Source organism: Novosphingobium sp. ES2-1 (genome assembly GCF_015169775.1).
Classification (GTDB): Bacteria; Pseudomonadota; Alphaproteobacteria; order Sphingomonadales; family Sphingomonadaceae; genus Novosphingobium; species Novosphingobium subterraneum.
Genome location: NZ_CP063445.1, coordinates 1592270 through 1609914 on the forward strand (window position 1 = coordinate 1592270; position 17645 = coordinate 1609914).

General features: G+C 62.7%; 19 protein-coding genes, 1 tRNA gene and 1 pseudogene. 16 read left to right on the top strand and 5 right to left on the bottom strand.

The window, feature by feature from the left end; all coding sequences use genetic code 11:
- The first annotated feature begins 91 nt into the window (after positions 1–91).
- Together IM701_RS07760 and mfd are read left to right on the top strand one after the other, a co-directional pair.
- Positions 92–373 (top strand): succinate dehydrogenase assembly factor 2, encoded by a 282-nt coding sequence (locus IM701_RS07760; protein WP_193826577.1) that lies wholly within the window; start codon positions 92–94, stop codon positions 371–373.
- Positions 374–400: 27 nt separating this feature from the next.
- Positions 401–3895 carry a transcription-repair coupling factor gene (gene mfd, locus IM701_RS07765; protein ID WP_193826578.1) on the top strand — a complete coding sequence of 1165 codons (3495 nt, stop codon included), beginning with the start codon at positions 401–403 and terminating at the stop codon, positions 3893–3895.
- Here mfd and IM701_RS07770 read toward each other — a convergent pair.
- A complete protein-coding gene (locus tag IM701_RS07770) occupies positions 3892–5178 on the bottom strand; it encodes a bifunctional diguanylate cyclase/phosphodiesterase (RefSeq protein ID WP_193826579.1) in 1287 nt (428 codons plus the stop codon). The two genes, mfd and IM701_RS07770, sit on opposite strands and share 4 nt — an antisense overlap.
- A 151-nt stretch (positions 5179–5329) precedes the next feature.
- Here IM701_RS07770 and IM701_RS07775 point away from each other — a divergent pair, with 151 nt between their 5' ends.
- The 3 genes and pseudogenes from IM701_RS07775 to IM701_RS22275 all read left to right on the top strand — a co-directional run.
- The gene (locus tag IM701_RS07775) at positions 5330–6109 is read left to right on the top strand and encodes an NAD kinase (RefSeq protein WP_156135716.1); all 780 of its coding nucleotides are present in this window, start codon (positions 5330–5332) and stop codon (positions 6107–6109) included.
- Positions 6110–6189: 80 nt separating this feature from the next.
- Positions 6190–6264 (top strand) — tRNA-Asn (locus IM701_RS07780).
- A gap of 137 nt (positions 6265–6401) precedes the next feature.
- Positions 6402–6602 (top strand): annotated as a pseudogene (locus IM701_RS22275) (Arm DNA-binding domain-containing protein); the annotation flags it as partial.
- A gap of 345 nt (positions 6603–6947) precedes the next feature.
- Here IM701_RS22275 and IM701_RS21855 read toward each other — a convergent pair.
- Both IM701_RS21855 and IM701_RS07790 read right to left on the bottom strand, forming a co-directional pair.
- On the bottom strand, positions 6948–7928 hold the full coding sequence (locus IM701_RS21855) for a phage portal protein (RefSeq protein ID WP_230487611.1): 981 nt from the start codon (positions 7926–7928) through the stop codon (positions 6948–6950).
- On the bottom strand, positions 7921–9009 hold the full coding sequence (locus IM701_RS07790; RefSeq protein WP_193826581.1) for a terminase large subunit domain-containing protein: 1089 nt from the start codon (positions 9007–9009) through the stop codon (positions 7921–7923). The genes IM701_RS21855 and IM701_RS07790 overlap by 8 nt, the downstream gene beginning before the upstream one ends.
- Between IM701_RS07790 and IM701_RS07795 the strand changes: the two genes are divergently transcribed.
- The 10 genes from IM701_RS07795 to IM701_RS07840 all read left to right on the top strand — a co-directional run bounded on the left by IM701_RS07795 (position 9008) and on the right by IM701_RS07840 (position 14669).
- Positions 9008–9898: a GPO family capsid scaffolding protein gene (locus IM701_RS07795; protein ID WP_193826582.1), complete on the top strand. Its 891-nt coding sequence runs from the start codon at positions 9008–9010 to the stop codon at positions 9896–9898. The two genes, IM701_RS07790 and IM701_RS07795, sit on opposite strands and share 2 nt — an antisense overlap.
- 60 nt (positions 9899–9958) lie before the next feature.
- Positions 9959–10993, top strand: coding sequence for a phage major capsid protein, P2 family (locus IM701_RS07800; RefSeq protein WP_193826583.1), 1035 nt, complete (start codon positions 9959–9961; stop codon positions 10991–10993).
- 238 nt (positions 10994–11231) lie between these two features.
- Positions 11232–11981: a phage terminase small subunit gene (gene gpM, locus IM701_RS07805; RefSeq protein ID WP_193826584.1), complete on the top strand. Its 750-nt coding sequence runs from the start codon at positions 11232–11234 to the stop codon at positions 11979–11981.
- Positions 11982–11986: 5 nt separating this feature from the next.
- Positions 11987–12181: a hypothetical protein gene (locus IM701_RS07810; protein WP_193826585.1), complete on the top strand. Its 195-nt coding sequence runs from the start codon at positions 11987–11989 to the stop codon at positions 12179–12181.
- Positions 12182–12273: 92 nt separating this feature from the next.
- Positions 12274–12747 carry a head completion/stabilization protein gene (locus tag IM701_RS07815; RefSeq protein WP_193826586.1) on the top strand — a complete coding sequence of 158 codons (474 nt, stop codon included), beginning with the start codon at positions 12274–12276 and terminating at the stop codon, positions 12745–12747.
- Positions 12747–12956 carry a hypothetical protein gene (locus tag IM701_RS07820; protein ID WP_193826587.1) on the top strand — a complete coding sequence of 70 codons (210 nt, stop codon included), beginning with the start codon at positions 12747–12749 and terminating at the stop codon, positions 12954–12956. The genes IM701_RS07815 and IM701_RS07820 overlap by 1 nt, the downstream gene beginning before the upstream one ends.
- Entirely contained in the window at positions 12941–13159 is a 219-nt protein-coding gene (locus IM701_RS07825) for a tail protein X (RefSeq protein ID WP_193826588.1), read from the top strand. The genes IM701_RS07820 and IM701_RS07825 overlap by 16 nt, the downstream gene beginning before the upstream one ends.
- A gap of 5 nt (positions 13160–13164) precedes the next feature.
- A complete protein-coding gene (locus tag IM701_RS07830; protein WP_193826589.1) occupies positions 13165–13554 on the top strand; it encodes a hypothetical protein in 390 nt (129 codons plus the stop codon).
- Positions 13555–13677: 123 nt separating this feature from the next.
- Positions 13678–14181, top strand: coding sequence for a phage tail protein (locus IM701_RS07835; protein ID WP_193826590.1), 504 nt, complete (start codon positions 13678–13680; stop codon positions 14179–14181).
- 2 nt (positions 14182–14183) lie between these two features.
- Positions 14184–14669, top strand: coding sequence for a phage virion morphogenesis protein (locus IM701_RS07840; RefSeq protein ID WP_193826591.1), 486 nt, complete (start codon positions 14184–14186; stop codon positions 14667–14669).
- A gap of 164 nt (positions 14670–14833) precedes the next feature.
- Here the strand turns inward: IM701_RS07840 and IM701_RS07845 are convergent, their stop codons facing one another.
- Positions 14834–15055, bottom strand: a complete 222-nt coding sequence (locus IM701_RS07845; protein WP_193826592.1) for a hypothetical protein — start codon at positions 15053–15055, stop codon at positions 14834–14836.
- A gap of 146 nt (positions 15056–15201) precedes the next feature.
- On the opposite strand from IM701_RS07845, the gene IM701_RS07850 reads away from it, so the two are divergent.
- On the top strand, positions 15202–15981 hold the full coding sequence (locus IM701_RS07850; protein WP_193826593.1) for a hypothetical protein: 780 nt from the start codon (positions 15202–15204) through the stop codon (positions 15979–15981).
- Between the two features lie 205 nt (positions 15982–16186).
- Here IM701_RS07850 and IM701_RS07855 read toward each other — a convergent pair whose 3' ends face one another.
- The gene (locus IM701_RS07855) at positions 16187–17101 is read right to left on the bottom strand and encodes an IS1595 family transposase (protein WP_193826594.1); all 915 of its coding nucleotides are present in this window, start codon (positions 17099–17101) and stop codon (positions 16187–16189) included.
- Positions 17102–17645: the final 544 nt, after the last annotated feature.

Below are 17645 nucleotides of genomic sequence, written 5' to 3' on the forward strand. Positions count from 1 at the left end.
GAAGGACGGCTTCGGCCGGAGGCGCCGGGATGCCCTTTGGCATGGGGCCAGGCCCCTTGTCTCGCTGGGCCGATGGGCCTAACGGCAGAGCATGACCGAGCCTGCTGCAATCGCCCCCGAGAGCCTTCGTCGCCTGCACTTCCGCGCCTGGCACCGCGGCACGCGCGAAGCGGACTACATGATCGGTTGTTATTTCGACCGCTACCACGCGAATTGGACGGCCGAGCAGGTCGCCTGGTTCGAAGAGCTGATCGAGGAAGACGACGTCGAGATCATGGCATGGGCCCTCGGCACACAGCCTGTGCCCGAAAAGTATGCCGGTGCGATGATGGACGCCATGCGCAAGCTGGACTACGTCGAGATCCCGCGCTGATTTTGCCTCTCGCGCGTTAAGCCTGCCATGTCCGAACTCGCCCGCATCCTTTCGGCCAAGACGCCGCTAACTCTTTCGTCCGTCGCGCGTGGCGCGCAGCCGCTTGTTCTGGCCGATCTCGCCCGCGCCGCCAAAGGTCGCGCCGTCTTCATTGCGCCTGACGAGTCGGCAATGCGGGCCATCGTCGAGAGCGCCGCATTCTTCGCGCCGGACCTTGAAGTCATCGACCTTCCGGCGTGGGACTGCCTGCCGTTTGACCGTGCCTCCCCGGCGCTATCGGTCAGTTCCCGCCGCCTCGCCGCACTGCAGCGGCTGCAGCGCAAGCGCAGCGGACCGCAACTGCTCGTCACGACGATCAACGCCGCGCTCCAGCGCGTCCTGACGCCGTTCCGTATCCGCGAATCCACCCGCCTGCTTTCGCCGGGCACCGAGATCGGCCGCGAAAGCCTGATCGCACTCCTCCAGCGCCAAGGCTATTCGCGCACCGACACGGTCGTCGACGCTGGCGAGTACGCGGTGCGCGGATCGGTGTTCGACATCTATCCTTCTGGCCTCGACCACGGCCTTCGGCTGGACTTCTTCGGCGACGAGCTTGAAACCCTGCGCCTGTTCGATCCGAACACGCAGCGCTCGGTGCAGCCGGTCGAAACGCATCTCCTGCTGCCAGCCAGCGAAGCCCTGCTCGATGATGACAGCATCAAGCGCTTTCGCAGCCGCTACCGCGAACTGTTTGGCGCGAACGCCACCGGCGATCCGCTCTATCAGGCCATCACCGATGGCCGTCGCCTTGCCGGCATGGAGCACTGGCTCCCGCTGTTCGAAGACCGGCTCGTCACGCTGTTCGATCATCTGGCCGAGGATGACCTTGTCCTGATCGACACGACTGCGATCAAGGCTGCCGAACAACGCATTGCCGACATTGCCGACTATCACCAGTCGCGCCTCGATTCCTCGTCCAAAGCGCCGGGCAGCTACCGTCCACTGGCCGAGACCGCGCTCTATCTCTCGCGCGATGAACTGGACCGGGCGCTTGCCGGTTGGCCGGTGCACCGCACCACCATCTTTGCCGAGCCGGAATCGAAGCAGGTTGTCGATTTCGGCTTCACTTCGAGCCACGATTTCACGCCGGAGCGCGCTGCCGCAACCTCCGGTGGGACCAACATCTACGAAGCGGCCGCCAAGTACATTTCGGCATTGGGCACGCGCGGCAAGAAGCCGATCATCGCGGCCTATACTGCCGGCTCGCGCTCACGCCTCGCCTCGCTGCTGGCCGAGGCCGGCAAGTTCACGCCACAGATGGCTGAAACCTGGCAGGAAGCGCTCGGCCTTGCGGCCACGGGCAAGCCTGCCGCCGTGGTCCTCCCGCTCGAACAGGGCTTTGCCAGCGACGATCTGGAACTGCTGACCGAGCAGGACATCCTTGGCGACCGGCTCGTCCGCCGCAAGAAGAAGCGCAAGGATGCCGACGCCTTCCTCGCCGAACTGTCCGCGCTCACGCCGGGCGATCTCGTCGTCCACATGGACCACGGCATCGGCCGATACCTCGGCCTCGAAGCCATCGGCGTCGGCGACAGCCCGCACGATTGCGTCCAGCTGGAATATTCCGGCGGCGACAAGCTCTACATCCCGGTCGAAAACCTCGACGTCCTTTCACGCTATGGCTCTGATGCCGATGGCGTTGCATTGGACAAGCTGGGCGGCGAGGCTTGGCAGCGCCGCAAGGCGCGGATGCGCGAACGCATCCTGGAGATGGCCGGCCACCTCATGGCCACGGCGGCCCAGCGCGCCCTGCGACAGGGCACGGTGCTACCCGTCGATCCCGCGAGCTATGGCCCCTTTGTCGACCGCTTCCCATGGGACGAAACCGAGGATCAGGAACGCGCGATCGACGACGTCCTCGGCGACATGGCCGAGGGGAAGCCGATGGACCGCCTCGTCTGCGGCGACGTCGGCTTCGGCAAGACCGAAGTTGCCCTGCGCGCGGCGTTCGTCGCAGCCATGCAGGGTGTCCAGGTGGCCGTCATCGCGCCGACGACCCTGCTGGCGCGCCAGCACTATTCGAATTTCGTCGAACGCTTCAACGGCTTCCCGCTGGAAATCGGTCGCCTCTCGCGCCTCGTCCCCGCCAAGGAAGCTGCCGAAACCAAGGCCGGGCTGGCCAGCGGCAAGGTCGATATCGTCATCGGCACCCATGCGCTCCTCTCCAAGTCGGTCGAGTTCAAGCGCTTGGGCCTGGTCATCGTCGACGAGGAACAGCGCTTTGGCGTCACGCACAAGGAAAAGCTCAAGGAACTGAAGGCGGACGTTCACGTCCTCACCCTCACTGCCACGCCGATTCCGCGCACGCTGCAGATGGCCATGTCGGGCCTGCGTGAACTTTCCACGATCCAGACCCCGCCGGTGGACCGCCTTGCCGTGCGCACCTATGTTATGCCGTGGGACGACATGGTCATGCGCGAAGCCTTGCTGCGCGAACACCAGCGCGGCGGGCAGAGCTTCATCGTCGTGCCGCGCATCGCCGACATGCCCGAGCTCGAGGAATGGCTGCGCCTCAATGTGCCCGAAGTCCGCTTCGTGACAGCACACGGCCAGATGAGCCCGACCGAGGTGGAGGACCGGATGGGCGCGTTCTACGAGAAAAAGTACGAGGTTCTGCTTTCGACCACGATCGTCGAGAGCGGCATCGATATCCCCTCGGCCAACACCATTGTCATCCACCGCGCCGACCGCTTCGGGCTGGCCCAGCTCTACCAGCTGCGCGGACGCGTCGGTCGCGGCAAGATCCGCGCCTACGCCTATCTCACCGTGCCAGAGGACATGGCGCTGTCCGAAGTCGCCGAAAAGCGCCTCAAGGTTCTTGGCGATCTCGACAGCCTCGGCGCCGGCTTCCAGCTTGCCAGCCACGACCTTGACATTCGCGGCGCCGGCAACCTCCTCGGCGACGAGCAGTCGGGCCACATCAAGGAGGTGGGCTTCGAACTCTATCAGTCGATGCTCGAGGATGCGATCCTTGCGGCCAAGGCCGGCGACATCGGCCTCGCCCGCGAACGCGAGGCACTTAGCCCCCAGATCACGCTCGACGCGCCGATCATGATCCCCGAGGACTACGTCCCCGACCTTGCCGCGCGCATGGCCCTGTACCGCCGCATGAACGACGCCGAAGGACCGGACGCTGTAGAGGCCCTCGCCGCCGAGATGATCGACCGCTTCGGCCCCCTGCCCGCGCCCACGCAGAACCTGCTGCGCCTGATCGAGGTCAAGCGCCAGGCCATCGCCGCCAATATCGCGAAGATCGACGTCGGCCCCAAGGGAGCGCTGGTCAGCTTCCACAAGGACACCTTCCCGGACCCCGTCGGCCTCATCGGCTATGTCGAGAGGCTCAACGGCGTTGCCAAGCTTCGTCCCGACAACAAGCTGGTCATCACCCGGGCTTGGGGCACGGCCGAAGGACGCCTGAACGGCCTGGTCCAGATGACGAAGGGTCTGGCTGCAATCGTGAAGCGTGCGAAGAAGGCCGCCTAAAGCAAAGCGGAGACCTCTGCCGCGCTGATCGGTCCTGATCGCAGGAAACCCTGGAACGTGTCGCAGCCCTCTTGCTGCAGCACTGAAAGCTGGCTCTCGCGCTCGACGCCTTCGCATACGATCTTGAGCCCGAGCGCACGCGCCATCGCAACGATCGCCGTCAGGATCGCCCTGTCGCGGGGATCGCTGTCGACGTCTCGGACCATGGATGCGTCGAGCTTGATGGTATCGAGCGGCAGCGACTTCAGCGTGCGGAAGTTCGCATAGCCCGTCCCGAAATCATCGAGCGCCACGCGCACGCCCACTGAAGCGAGCTCCGCCAGCGCCGCTGCTGATTGGGCAAAGTCCGCCACCAGCGCATGTTCGGTCACTTCCAGCGCAAGCTTCGTCGGCACGAACCCGGTTCCGACCAACAGCTCGCGAAAGTCTGCAGCGAATGCTTCGCTTGCCAGATCCTCGGCTGTCACGTTGAGGGACAAAGCGAGCTTGCCCCACCCCGCCGCTGCCGCCGCCGCCAGTGCCTTGCCCGCGATATGCCGTGAGAGCTGCGCCACATGATCGCCACGCTCGGCAAGGGCGAAAAGCGTCTCCGCGCCGATCCGGCCAAGTTGGGGATGGTCCCAGCGCGCGAGAGCTTCCACGCCGACCAGCACGCCGTCGGCCACGCGATACTGTGGCTGGAACACGAGTCCGATCTCGTCCCGCGCCATAGCCCCGATCAGATCGGCTTCAAGCCGCGCCGCACTCCGACCTCGCGCCCGGTGCGAGCCATCGGCCCAGAGTATGCGGCGTCCGGCTTGCTGCTGTACCGCGCCGAGCGCTTGATCCAGGCGGTCGATCATTGCCGCCCCGGCCTCGCCCGGAATTCCGCGCAACAGCGCCGTTCGTGGAACCAGGTGCAGCATCTCGCCCCGCACCGGCAGACCGCGAGAGATGCGGCGCGTCAGTGCTTCTGCCAGCCACTGCCAGCGCTCACGACTGATAGTGCCGTCGCTGGCGATCAGGAACTCGCCACCGCCCACGCGCGCCACCAAGGAACCAGGGTCCAGTTCGTCGACCGCAAAATCGGCGATACGTCGCCCTATTTCAGCCAGCGCAGTATCTCCGCCCGCATGGCCGTAAGCCAAGTTGACCGAACTCAAGCGGTGCAGACCGACAAGCATGGCATGGACAAAGTCCGGCTCATGCCGCGCCAGCCACGATCTTGCCGCAGCCAGTCCCGGCAAACCAGTGAGGGCATCCCGGCCAGCATCGGCATCCAGCAAGGTCAGGCGGTGAGGCATGATGCGTCGAATAGCAGCGGAACCTTGCCAAAGCGTTCCCCGTTCGCGGCAAGCCCCCGCTCCAGTACTTTTGTGCATTGCGCGGCTTCAGTTAGCCCCATATCCCCGCTCCGGTACGATGCAGTCGCGTCAGATGGGGGCTTTGATACTGATGCCGGACTTCACTCGCCTTGCGCTTGTAGCTTCGCCCAGCGAGCGCGCCCAGGACGCTTACGAGAGCCTTCTGAAGAGCAGGAACTGGGTTTCTCTCGATCAGGCAGAGGCGGCCGTGGTCATCGGCGGCGACGGCTTCATGCTGCAGACACTGCACCACATGCTCGATATCGACCACGTCGTGCCGGCCTTCGGGCTCAATCTCGGCACAGTGGGCTTCCTGATGAACAAGTACCGGTCGAGCCGTGGCATCGAGGAGCGACTGGCCAAGGCCACCCAGATCTCGGTCTCGCCCTTGCGCATGACTGCGATAACCAACTCGGACGAAGAACATTCGGTCTGCGCGATCAACGAAGTCTCGATCCTGCGCGAAACCCGCCAGACCGCCAAGTTGGAGGTCAGCGTCAACGGCAAGGTGCGCATGCCCGAACTGGCCTGCGACGGCGTCCTCGTCGCTACCCCTGCTGGCTCCACCGCCTACAACCTCTCGGCCAACGGCCCGATCCTGCCGTTGTCCTCGAACATGCTGGCGCTGACGCCGATCAGTCCCTTCCGTCCCCGCAGGTGGCGCGGCGCGATTCTGCCCGACACCTACGAGATCGTGTTCAAGGCGCTCGAATCGGTGAAGCGGCCGGTTCTCGTCGTGGCCGATCAGAAGGAAGTGCGCGATGTCCGCGAAGTGCGTGTGAAGGCTTGGCCCGAACACCGCCTTACCCTGATGTTCGACCGTGGCCAGAGCCTGGAAGACCGCATCTTCGCCGAGCAATTCATGGTCTGAGCAAAAATCTCGAAACAGGTGCTTGCCAAACGAGAATCGCCTGTTATTAGCGCGCTCCTGCCCCGGGGAACTGGGGCTGCTCCCTGATAGCTCAGCGGTAGAGCTCTCGACTGTTAATCGAGCGGCCGTAGGTTCGAATCCTACTCAGGGAGCCACTTTCCTTTCCCAGCCATTGCCACACATTGGCAAAAGTGCCCGGAAACGCTGAATTTCAGCCTCCCTCTTTTCCCATCCTTTGCCACCCGTTATCAGCCCTGTGCCATCACTTTGATGGCACCGCTGGTGGTATCGAATGAAGCTGACCGACAAGGCCTGCAGGAACCTGAAGGCGACTTCGCCAGAACTGCGCTTGGCGGACGGCGGGAACCTCTACCTGCATGCCCTGCCCGGTGGCACGAAGTCCTGGCGCTTCCGCTATCGATTTGCCGGGAAGCAGAAGCAAATCGTGCTAGGCACCTATCCCGAGTTATCGCTCGCTGCAGCCAGGAAGGCGCGGAACGAACTTCAAGCGCTGGTGGACGACGGGCAGGACCCTTCGGTGGTGCGACATCAGGAGAAGGTCACCAAGCGGGCGGAGGCTCTCGACAGCTTCGAGCTGGTGGCACGGGAGTGGCACCGGGAAGCCACGTCGAATCGAGCACCTCGATACGCTCGACAAATCCTAGAACGATTCGAGCGGCACGTGTTCAAGGAGTTCGGCGCGATCCCGATCAAAAAGGTTTCCGCGCCGATGGTGCTAGATGCCATACGGAAGATCGAAAAGACCGGCGCACTGGAAATGGCGCATCGCGTTCGCATTCACGTCTCGGATGTGTTCGTCTGGGCAATTTCGAGCGGGCTAGCCGAAACGGACCCGGCAGCGCTGATCAAGAAGGCGTTGAAGCCCCGCGAGCCGGAGCTTCGGCCTGCAATGCTGCGCTGCCAGCAGGTCCTCGGCGGTCACGCTCTTGATGTTGAGGAACTCGTCCTTCGATCCCACCTCGGCAATCGGCAGGAGCTTGATCCCGTCAGGCTTGCCCTTGGCGGAGTGGATGAACAGGTTGCGGAAGTTCCCCATGCCCTTTGCCCCGCGCAGCGCCTTTCGGATCGCGTCGGCGCTCTCGTTGGTGATGCCTTCATCGGCCAGGTAGAGGATGAAGCCAGCGTGGCTGCCGTTGAGGTAGTACCGCCGCCGGAAAATCGTCGCCGCCTCGTTGAGCAGGCCCGACTGCAGGGCCGAGAGATATTCCGGCATGCCGTAGATCTCCTGCATCGGGTCGGGCTCCATCATGTGGAAGATCGACCCGGCGCGATATTCGATCGCATCGGAGATCCACCCGGTGCGCGGCGCCCAGAAGAACTGGTCAGGCTGCAGCCCGACGCGCGTCCATGCCGCCGGAGAGCATCGCAGCGCAAGCGGCCTGCCCGCCAGGTTGTCCACTCGCTCCATGTAGCCGTTCCCCATCACGAGGAAGTCGAGCGCCCACTTCTCGAACTCGGCCATGGACAGCCAGCGCGAGGGCACGAAGCTCGCTGTGAGCAGGTTGCGCTTGAGCAGGATCGCGCTCTGGTGGTGCGGGGCCATGCGATAGGCGCGGCCCAGCCCGATCAGTTTGATCGGCGGCTCGTACCAGCGATTGTTGTGCGCCACCTCGAACATGTCGAAGATCTCGCGCCGGTCGATCACGCTCTCCGGATCGCCGAAGGTGAAGGCGATGTCGGCTTCAACCGGCGTCTTGGTGCCATCCGCATTGATCGCGCTAGCCGAGACCGGCAAGTTCCCGACGTCGGCAGAATGGTTCCGCGCCAAACGCCGAGCCCGATTGTTGCGCTTAGTCATTATCGTAAACCTCCACTGTGGTGGTGCCGCTCGCGGGCTCGGTGATGTCGAGGGGTTCGAAGGCCAGGGCGTGCATCACGGCCCAGGCAAGATCGGCGTGGCCCGTGCCGCCTGCGCGGCTCGCCACATAGGTCACCTGCGTACCGCCCTTGGTGATCTCGGGCCGGATCGCCATGAAGGCCTGCATCAGGTCCAGCCACCCGGCATCGAACTCGAGACGGTTGCTGGTGATGACGTTCTTGGCCTTCAGGACCATCTGCGTCTTGGTGGCGACCGAGTAGGTGATCGCCTGCGCCATGGGGAACCACTTGGCGACCAGCTGGTGCACCGCCTTGCCCGGGCCGGTCACGTCGATGCCGATCTTGGTGACGTTGTACTTGTCGTGCATCTCGCGCACCGCTTCGGCCTGCGCGGCAAAGTCGAGGCCCTTCAGGCGCTTCTTTTCCAGAACCCGGAACTTGGCCCCGATCGTCTCGGGCGCGGCCACTGCCACCAGCGCGGCATCGTCGCCGGTGCCGTTCTCGCTGGCGTTGGGATCGTAGCCGAGCCAGACCTCGCCCGCGTAGGGGCGCAGAGCATAGGGTTCGAAGTCCTTGGCCCAGGCGTCCCAGCTGTCGACCATGCAGCGGCGCATGATCGCGAAGGGAAACATGCTCTGGCTGTCATCGAGGAAGATGCAGCGGAACAGGTTGTCGAATTCCTCGAGCGAATACTGCTGCTGCAGCTGCTCGGGGTCGACCAGGTCGAAGCCACCGTCGATCGCATCATAGATCGTGACGATCTGGCGCCATATCCCGTCCGCGCCGAGATCCCCGTCCTTCAGCGCCTCGTGGCTGATGTCGATCTGCACCCGGTCGGCCTTGGCGCGCTTGCGGTTGTAGCGATCGCCGCACCACATCGGATAGGCTTCGTGGGCCAGCGTGCTCGGCGTCGAGAACAGGGTGATCGTATATTGCTTCTGGGTCGCCATCGCCGAGGCGACCTTGAACAACTCCTCGAAGCCGTAGATCCAGAAGCACTCGTCGATGATGACATCGCCGTGATAGCCCTGCGCAGTGCGGTAAACCGGAGCCGAACCCATGGCGAAGACGCGATTTTTCCGAGTGGCTGTCGAAGGTGCCACCACCGATGGCCGCACGATCGAGCGGCAGTGGCTGGCCGACGCCGCCGCGACCTACAACCGCGAAACTTACGCGGCACGGGTCAACATGGAACACATTCGCGGCATCACTGCCGACAAGCCGTTCAAGTCCTATGGCGACGTGCTCTCGCTCAAGACCGAAGATGTCGAGATCGAGCTCGGCGGCAAGAAGGAAAAGAAGCTCGCCCTCTTCGCCGAGCTCGACGTGACCGACGAGCTGCTCGCGATCAATAAGGATCGCCAGAAGCTCTACACCTCGATCGAGATCAGCCCCAACTTCGCCAACAGCGGCAAGGCTTACCTGGTTGGCCTCGCCGTGACCGACAGCCCCGCCAGCCTCGGCACCGAGATGCTGCAGTTCGCCGCCTCGCAGGGGGACAAGAACCCGTTGCTCGCCCGCAAACAGGATCCCGCGAACCTGTTCACCGCCGCGATCGAGGCCGATCTGCAGATCGAAGAAGCGCCCGAGATCAATGCCGACCCGACCGGCGTCCTTGCCTCGGCCAAGGCCTTCTTCGACCGCTTCATCTCGGGTGGCCAGCAGGAGCAGAAGGAGCCGGTCGTTGTGGTCGAGCCGCCGGTGACGCCCGAGCTGGACGGCACCGCCATGGCGGCGTTCGGCGCGATTATCACCCAGATGGCAACCACTGTCACGGAACTCGCCACCTCCACCAAGGCGTCGATCGACAAGCTGACCTCGGACGTGAAGAGCGTGGCCGACAAGCTCGAAGCCACTCCGGCAATTGTCCCCGGCTCGAACCCGCAGGGCTTCACCCAGCGCCCTCTCGCCACCGGTGGCAACGTCAACGCAGCCCGCACGGACTGCTGATCCCGCAAACTCCAACCTCGCCCGCGCCCTACTGCCTCCCCTACTTTTGAGGACCGATCCATGAAAAATGAAACCCGGGCCAAGTTCTTTGCGATGGTCAGCCACATCGCGCTGCTCAACAAAATCGATGCGGCCACCGCGCAGACCGCCAAGTTCACCGTTGAACCTTCGGTGCAGCAGACGCTCGAACAGCGCATGCAGGAAAGCAGCGCGTTCCTCGGCATGATCAACGTCGCGCCGATCGATGAAATGCAGGGCGAGCTGATCGGCCTCGGCATCGGCAGCACGATCGCAAGCCGCACCAACACCGGTGCCGGCAACCGCCGCAACGGCATCGATCCCTCGGCGATGGACAACCGCACCTATGCCTGCGTGCAGACCAACTTCGACGTCGCCCTGCGCTATGCCAAGATCGACCTCTGGGCGAAGTTCCCCGAATTCGAGACCCTGTGGCGCGACAACATCGTGCAGCGCATCGCGCTCGATCGCATCCTGATCGGCTTCAACGGCACCAGCGCCGCTGCCGCCACCGATCGCGCGGCGAACGCCAGCCTTCAGGACGTCAACATCGGTTGGCTGCAGAAGATGCGCCTCGAGAACGCTGCGCGCGTCATGGATGAAGGCGCCGATGTCGCTGGCAAGGTGACCTACGGCAGCGCCGCCGGCGCAGACTACAAGACGCTCGACGCCCTAGTCTGGGATGCCAAGGAAACGCTCCTGGCCGAATGGGCCAAGAACGACACCGAGCTGGTGGCGATCGTCGGTTCGGACCTGCTGCATGACAAGTACTTCCCGATGATCAATTCGGACGAAGCACCGACCGAGCAGCTCGCCCGCGACGTGATCATGAGCACCAAGCGCCTGGGTGGCCTGCCCGCCATGCGCGTGCCGGGCTTCCCGAACGGCACGGTGTTCATCACCCGCCTCGATAACCTCTCGATCTATTACCAGGACGGCAAGCGCCGCCGCCTGATCAAGGACGAGCCGGAATACGATCGCGTGACCGATTACCAGTCCTCGAACGAGGCCTACGTGATCGAGAACCTCGAATACGCCTGCCTCATCGAGAACATCGAAGAGCACGCCGCGGCGTAACCTGACCCTGCCGAAGCCTTCGACCCGCTTCGGTGCGACAACTGCCCCTCTGGTCTGGTCAGCCAACCAGAGGGGCGTTTTTTGAAGATACCACCGGGAGGCTTTGACGGCGGTTCCTGCCATTCGGGGCGGGGCCGCAAGAGCCCAGACAGAGGCCAGCAAGGGGAGCTGATGCTCCTTAACCGAACTGGCCGGCCAAGCGCCGAATAGCTTGGCCACCCCACCAGAGGAGCCGCCCATGCTGTCCCCCGCCAAAGCCAGCTTTCAACGCAAACTCGCGGCTCTCGCCGGTGGTACCATCGCGCGCGAAGGCGCAGCTGCTCCGATGCCAACCGAGGGCCCTGTTGCGTCCGAGTACCAGCAGCTCCTCGCCGCTCTGCAGATCGACATGAACCGCCTGCGCCAGATCCAGGGCACGGCCAAGAAGATCGAGGCCAAGCGCGGCATGATCGGCCAGTACCTGCCATGGGTCGAAGGCGCGCTTGCGGCCGCGACCCCGGCGCAGGACGAAATCGTCGGCAACATGCTGATCTGGTCGCTTGATATCGCTGACTGGGATCTGGCCTACCGCCTTGCCGAACACTTCCTGCGCCACGGCCTCGCCCTGCCCGAGCGCTACAAGCGCCAGCCCGCCACCCTGATCGCCGAACAGGTGGCAGAAGCCGGTCTTACGCCCGAACCGAACGTCGATCTGGTCACGCTGCAGAAGTTCGACGCGCTTCTGCAGGGCCGCGACATGTTCGACCAGGTCGAAGCCAAGCTCTACAAGGCGCTCGGCATCGCTTTCCAGCGCGCCGCCGATGCCTTCGACGCCACCGCCGACAATGCCGTTGCCGGTGGCAAATCTGCCCTGCTCAAGAACGCCCGCGATTGCTTCCAGTCCGCGCTGACGCTCGACAAGGGCGCTGGCGTAAAGAAACTGATCGAAGCGCTCGATCGCGAACTCAAGAAGGCCGGCACCGAAAATTCCCCCGCAAGCAAGGAGTGAACTGCATGTCTCAGCCCCGCAAACCCATGTTCGGACTTGGCGAAAAGGTCTCCCTCGATCAGTCAAAGGAAACGGGCATCGTCATCGGCGTTGCCACCTATCTCGACGCCGAGACCTCCTACTTCGTCCGGTACAAAGCCGCCGACGGTCGACAGGTTGAACACTGGTGGAACGAAAGCGCCATCGAACACCCGTTTTAACGAGCTGCTCCACCCGAGCCGGGGGGCGGAAAGTGACCGGAGGCAGCAGCCGCAAGGCCAATTTCCCCACCCCCCATTTTTGAGAGACCGCCATGTCCTTCGTCGCGCTGCCAGCCTCGCCCACCTCGCCGGAAAGCTCCGTCGTCGCGGGCGATGGCTGGTATCCCGACATTGACTGCAACGCGATGCGCGATGCCCTGCGCATCACCGATCAGGTCACGCATGCGCGCCTGGTCGGCGCGATCGAAGGCGGGCTGCTCACCGTCGAAGGCGAACTGGCATGGTGGCGCGCGACGAAGGAATCCGAAGGCTTCGCTGCCCTGGCCGAGGTCGATCCCGAACGCACCATCGGCGGCGAACATCGCCTGACCGTGCTCTATACCCGCGCCGCACGCTTCCACGCCGGTGCAGAGCTGGCCGAGCTGCACCGCGATCTTTCCGCCACCACCGATGGCCAGACCCGCGCCGAGCCCCAGCTGCTCACCGCCGAGGACTATCGCAAGCACGCCACCGCCGCGATCCGCGACATCCTCGGCGCACCGCGCACCACCGTGGAGCTGATCTGATGAAGAGGCTCTCCATCCTCGCAGCAATCTACCTGCTGGGTTCTGTGCTGACCTTCGGTCATCAGGGCACACGCTTTGCTCGCGCTTGCGATCCTGTCCCCGGCGTGCCTGCGTTCTTGGCGAGCATGCTCTGGCCGCTCTACTGGCCGTACCGCCTGTCATGGGATGCCTTCAATCCGCCGAGCGATGCGCCATGCCCAGCACCGTAACCGCACAGCGGGGCGACACGCTCGACGCGATGTGCTGGCGGGAGCTGGGCACCACATCGGGCGGCGTTGTGGAAGCTGCGCTCGAACTCAATCCCCTGCTCGCCGCGCTTGGCCCCGTGATTGCCGAGGGCACCGCCGTGACGCTGCCGGATCCTCCGACGGCCGCATCGCAAACCCTCGAAACCGTGAACCTGTGGGACTGATCAACGTGGGTAGCAACCTCGAAGACTGGCGCGAATTCCTGTTCTGGTGGGCCGCATCGCTGTTCGCCGCCACCACGGTTGTTGTCGCGCGGCTCGGCCTCAAGCTCTATGGCGCATCGCCGGAATTCCCCGATGATCCCGTGCTCGAACTGCATTGGCGCCGCCGCCGGCAATACATCGCCCTAGCAGAGCTTTCCGCCCTTCCCGCCTTTGCGACAATTTCAGTTGTATTGGTCAGCTACCAGCAGCTCGATCCGGTCGCCGCAGTGCTGCTCTCGATCGGGCAGGGCTTCGTCGGCTTTCCCCTGCTGCTCGATGGCGCGGCGTTCCTGTTCCGCAGGCGGATCGGCCTGCAGACCGGCAACCCGCCCCCCGGCCCGAACGGAGGAGCGTGATGCGCACCGAACTCCTGATCGTCTCGATCCTGTTCGGCCTGCTCGCCCTTGCCATGCTGGTGAAGGCGGCGCGGCACACCTGGCACATCGAAGTGCTGAAACAGCAGCGGAAGGACTGAGCGCGTGAAGAAGCCCGCCTTGCTCCGCGCCGCCATCGGGGCGCTCTATCCCGAACTTGCCCGCGATCCCGACAGGCTGGCGATGTGGGTTGAACAGGGCAGCGTGCGGGCCAGCGGAACAGCCCAGCGCGGCTTTGCCTGGGAATACCAGCTCATCGTCGTCGCCGAGGATTTCACGCGTGAGCCCGAGGGCCTGTTCTTTGTGGTGGTTGATTGGCTGCGCTCCCAGCAGCCCGATGTGATCCAGCCCAACGCGCCGGGCTTCCCCTTCGAGGTGGACGTGATCAACGACACTACCTTCGACGTGAAGATGACCCTGCCCCTGCGCGAGATCGTGACGGCAACAGCCGTGGGTGAAGGTGGCTGGCAGCTCGCCGTCGTGCCCGAGCAGGTTCCGCTGTTCCCCGATGCCGAGCCGCTGCGCGATGCCGCCGGCCCGCTTACCTCGCTCTGGGCGCGCGCCAATGATGGCATGCCGATCAAGGTCGCGCCGTTCGAGGCCGACTGACCATGCCAAGTCCTGACAACTCAGACCTTGCCGAGCTCGAACCCTTCCTCGCGGCATACCTCAATCGTCTTGGCCCCGGTCAGCGCCGCCGGGCCATGCGCAAGGCCATGGAAGCCCTGCGACGTGAAAACGCCAGGCGCATCGCCGCCAACATCCAGCCCGACGGCAGCGCCATGGAGCCGCGCAAGCCACGGAAGCGCCTGGCTTCGGGCAAGGGCCGTGTAAGGCGCGCCAAGAAGATGTTCCCCAGGATCAAGCTCGCCCGGTCTATGAACCTGCGCGCGGGCGAGGACGAAGGTTCGCTCGGGTTCGAGGGCATGGTCGGTCACACCGCCGCCGCGCACCACTTCGGCAAGAAAGACTTCGTCGGTCGCGCGCGCAATGGCAAGACTGTACGTACCAGATACCCCCGACGCCGCCTGCTCGGTTTTGCGGGGGAAGATATAGCAATGCTTGGTGATGTTGTGTTGGCGCTGTTGGAAAAGTAAGCGTTGCCGGAGCGATTGTAATTGGCTCAATTCTCCACACGCATTGGAAAGTCCCAAATGCCCCGGACATCATTTGCCTTCACAAGTCGGTTGGCACGCCGACATTTGATCATCAATCGATGGCTTGCATAGCCATTCGCCCGATTGTGCAATTGATCTGTCGATCAATGCAGCTTGCGTACGCCGCGGCTTGCTCCATCTTCCCAGATTTCAACCTCGTTATAGATCTCCGATCTGCAGCCTAAGTCGATCGCCTCTTGGATATCGGCTGCGAACATTTCTACCTGCTTGGTCATACGGTCGTCGGACGACTTCAGAAGCATGATGTAATGGTGACGACGCACGACATTTCGGCGCTTTGAGTACTGCTCTGCAACTGTAAGCATGGCATCCTCCGCTGATCGTTGCGTCGAAGATGACATTACTTTTGATTCGCGAAAGAACCGTTACACCGCCGTCCAAATCTGGGACGAGGCTAGGCCAATATTTTAACGGATATTTCGGCAATTATATACTTGAGTGAGCAACCGAGATGTGCGAATCCAATCAGCGACAGGCTGGTGCTATCAAGATTACCACAAGCCGCGTGATTTCGGCAGTTGACGAGCCGGTGTTAAACGGCCTCAAACTTTTGGATGATGTCACCTACGGCGGCAATGAAGTCGCTAATGGCCGGGACAACCTCCCAACCGCCCGCAACGCCTCCGCTAAACTCAATTTTGGTCTGAACGCTGAACTCGTCGGGAAACTGCGTGACGGTGGGTGTGTATATTATTTTGCCATCCGCACCCTCGCTTTTGACTACGACGAAATGAGAGCCGCTCGAAATGACGGCGTTTCGGCGCAGGGCCACGATGTTGATCGCGAGATGTTCATCCTCGTTTCGCAAACTGTGGATGGCAAAAATTTTATCGTTCCCGCCACGGTACGGCTTCGCATCGACAACAATGTCACGGTAGCTGGTGGGAAGGCCCCTTATCTTTTCTCCCATCCACTTGTGACATCCCGGTTTTTCAGTGTTCCCAGATATGGGGAATACGGTGTTGCGGGTGTTTACGGTGGGATCGGCGGTTTGCACTGTCTGAACGATGAGGTTATCGAGCGCGCTGCGCAGTGCGCCAATGATGCGTCCGACATGTACCGACAGGATATCGGGAACATCATGGATTTGCGCACCTTGGATGAGAAGTTCCCCCTTCTCTTTGCCCATTTTGAAGAAAGCGGAGTTGTCCTGTTGCTTGACCAGGGATTCCAGTCCCTGTTCCAGAATGTTCATCTGGGATTGCGCCCACTCAAGTTTGGCACGGCTTGAGCGGTAGGTTATATGGTTTGCCATGACAGATGATCCCGAAACCTATTCCGAAGCGGAAACCGAAGCCCGAAGAGAGGCGGCGCTCAAGCGCATGCTCACCACCCCCCACAAGCCACACAAGGCTAACGGGAAGCGGGGCAAGGAGTCGAGTCAGTCAAAGTAGCCTTTGCGTCTCTCCCCGCGCTGGCGGGGGATCACCGCCTTCTTAGGCGGCGAGTTTGTCAATCCGCCGATAGGTAAGGCGACGGCCTTCACCACCCTTGAGAATGCGTGCAGCGCGTTCGCCATCAGTCATACCGCGCGTGTTGTAGCGCAGATCGAACTCGGCGCAGTAGCGGCCAAGGTGGGCTTCGCTCATGTGGTGATACGTGCCGATCACGCCGCGCTTGAAGATGGAAAAGAAGTTTTCAGCGGTGTTGCTGTGCTTGAAGCCGCCAGTGGTCACGTATTCCTTGGCGCTGTGGTTCACCGCGTAGTGGTTGGTGAACTCTTTGCCGAGACGGTAGTAGACGGGGCTTTCGTCGGTCATGAGAACCGAAGCGCGGTCGATGTTGGTCACGATCAGCGAACGGACGGTTGAAGCGTTCACGTTTGCAACGTGGAAGCTGCGCGCAATCCCGTCACGCTGCACTAGGGCAACAACAGCTTTCTTCGCGGCAGGCTTACGGGTGGCGCGGTTCTTAGCTTTGCCACCCACATAGGTTTCGTCGGCTTCGACAACGGCATCAGGGCCGCCCATGGGGCCCGTACGAGCCGCACCGTCCATAGCTTCGCGGATACGGTGGCAAAGGAACCACGCCGTCTTGTAGGTGACGCCAAGCATACGTTCCATCTGCTTTGCGCTCATGCCCTTCTTTGATGCGGCCATGAGATGCGTTGCCAGAAGCCACTTGTGAAGCGGCACATGGCTGCGCTCCATGACTGTGCCAGTGCGAACGGTGAACTTGTCGCGGCAATCGTTGCAAAGGAACATGCCAGCCTGCGTCTTGCCTTCCATCCGGCGAACGCGAAGCGAACCACAGTGAGGGCATGAAGGCTCACCGTTCCAGCGCGATGCTTCAATGTGAGCAAGCGCCTTGGCTTCGTCGTGGAAGATCGGGTCTGTAATGTTCGTTGCCATGCGGATTGTATGCCGCAATCACGCTGCTAAGTAAAGTATATAATTGCCGATATTTCTACCACCGCCAGGCGCCCTCTTCGTCCCAGATCGCCCAGGCCATGCCGTTGATGTAGCGGAAGCGGTTCCAGCCCTCGCAGTCCAGTGAGAGGCGGCATCGGCCGGAGGACGGCAAAAGTTGACTTGAGTTAATGTCCCTCTAGTTCCCGGGCAAAAGAATGAGACGAACCGAGAGACTGCTACACAACTTCGCGCAACCTCTCTATAGACTCTATATTTTCCAATGGGTTATCCGCACGCGATAATCATCGCACTGGTCACCCAAATGTTCTCAATCGCGTGCTTGGTCGGTTATCACCGGCCAGATCCTAGCTTGTTACATCACTCCGCAACCGGATTGCGGTCCGCGTGTCATAGATGCACCAAAGTGATTGAACTCACCGGGGCTGGGTGGAGGCTCTACAAGCCAAACAAGCGCTAGCTAACTTTCCACCCAGGCCCGCAAGTCACGTCCTTGCGCCCGCACTTCGAGCATCGCAGCTTCGCT

Coding starts and splice junctions, on each gene's coding strand:
- IM701_RS07760 (WP_193826577.1), top strand. CDS start 92: ATGACCGAGCCTGCTGCAATCGCCCCCGAGAGCCTTCGTCGCCTGCAC.
- IM701_RS07845 (WP_193826592.1), bottom strand. CDS start 15,055: ATGCTTACAGTTGCAGAGCAGTACTCAAAGCGCCGAAATGTCGTGCGT.
- IM701_RS07810 (WP_193826585.1), top strand. CDS start 11,987: ATGTCTCAGCCCCGCAAACCCATGTTCGGACTTGGCGAAAAGGTCTCC.
- IM701_RS07840 (WP_193826591.1), top strand. CDS start 14,184: ATGCCAAGTCCTGACAACTCAGACCTTGCCGAGCTCGAACCCTTCCTC.
- IM701_RS07800 (WP_193826583.1), top strand. CDS start 9,959: ATGAAAAATGAAACCCGGGCCAAGTTCTTTGCGATGGTCAGCCACATC.
- IM701_RS07855 (WP_193826594.1), bottom strand. CDS start 17,101: ATGGCAACGAACATTACAGACCCGATCTTCCACGACGAAGCCAAGGCG.
- mfd (WP_193826578.1), top strand. CDS start 401: ATGTCCGAACTCGCCCGCATCCTTTCGGCCAAGACGCCGCTAACTCTT.
- IM701_RS07770 (WP_193826579.1), bottom strand. CDS start 5,178: ATGCCTCACCGCCTGACCTTGCTGGATGCCGATGCTGGCCGGGATGCC.
- IM701_RS07820 (WP_193826587.1), top strand. CDS start 12,747: ATGAAGAGGCTCTCCATCCTCGCAGCAATCTACCTGCTGGGTTCTGTG.
- IM701_RS21855 (WP_230487611.1), bottom strand. CDS start 7,928: ATGACTAAGCGCAACAATCGGGCTCGGCGTTTGGCGCGGAACCATTCT.
- IM701_RS07795 (WP_193826582.1), top strand. CDS start 9,008: ATGGCGAAGACGCGATTTTTCCGAGTGGCTGTCGAAGGTGCCACCACC.
- IM701_RS07825 (WP_193826588.1), top strand. CDS start 12,941: ATGCCCAGCACCGTAACCGCACAGCGGGGCGACACGCTCGACGCGATG.
- IM701_RS07850 (WP_193826593.1), top strand. CDS start 15,202: ATGTGCGAATCCAATCAGCGACAGGCTGGTGCTATCAAGATTACCACA.
- IM701_RS07790 (WP_193826581.1), bottom strand. CDS start 9,009: ATGGGTTCGGCTCCGGTTTACCGCACTGCGCAGGGCTATCACGGCGAT.
- IM701_RS07815 (WP_193826586.1), top strand. CDS start 12,274: ATGTCCTTCGTCGCGCTGCCAGCCTCGCCCACCTCGCCGGAAAGCTCC.
- gpM (WP_193826584.1), top strand. CDS start 11,232: ATGCTGTCCCCCGCCAAAGCCAGCTTTCAACGCAAACTCGCGGCTCTC.
- IM701_RS07775 (WP_156135716.1), top strand. CDS start 5,330: ATGCCGGACTTCACTCGCCTTGCGCTTGTAGCTTCGCCCAGCGAGCGC.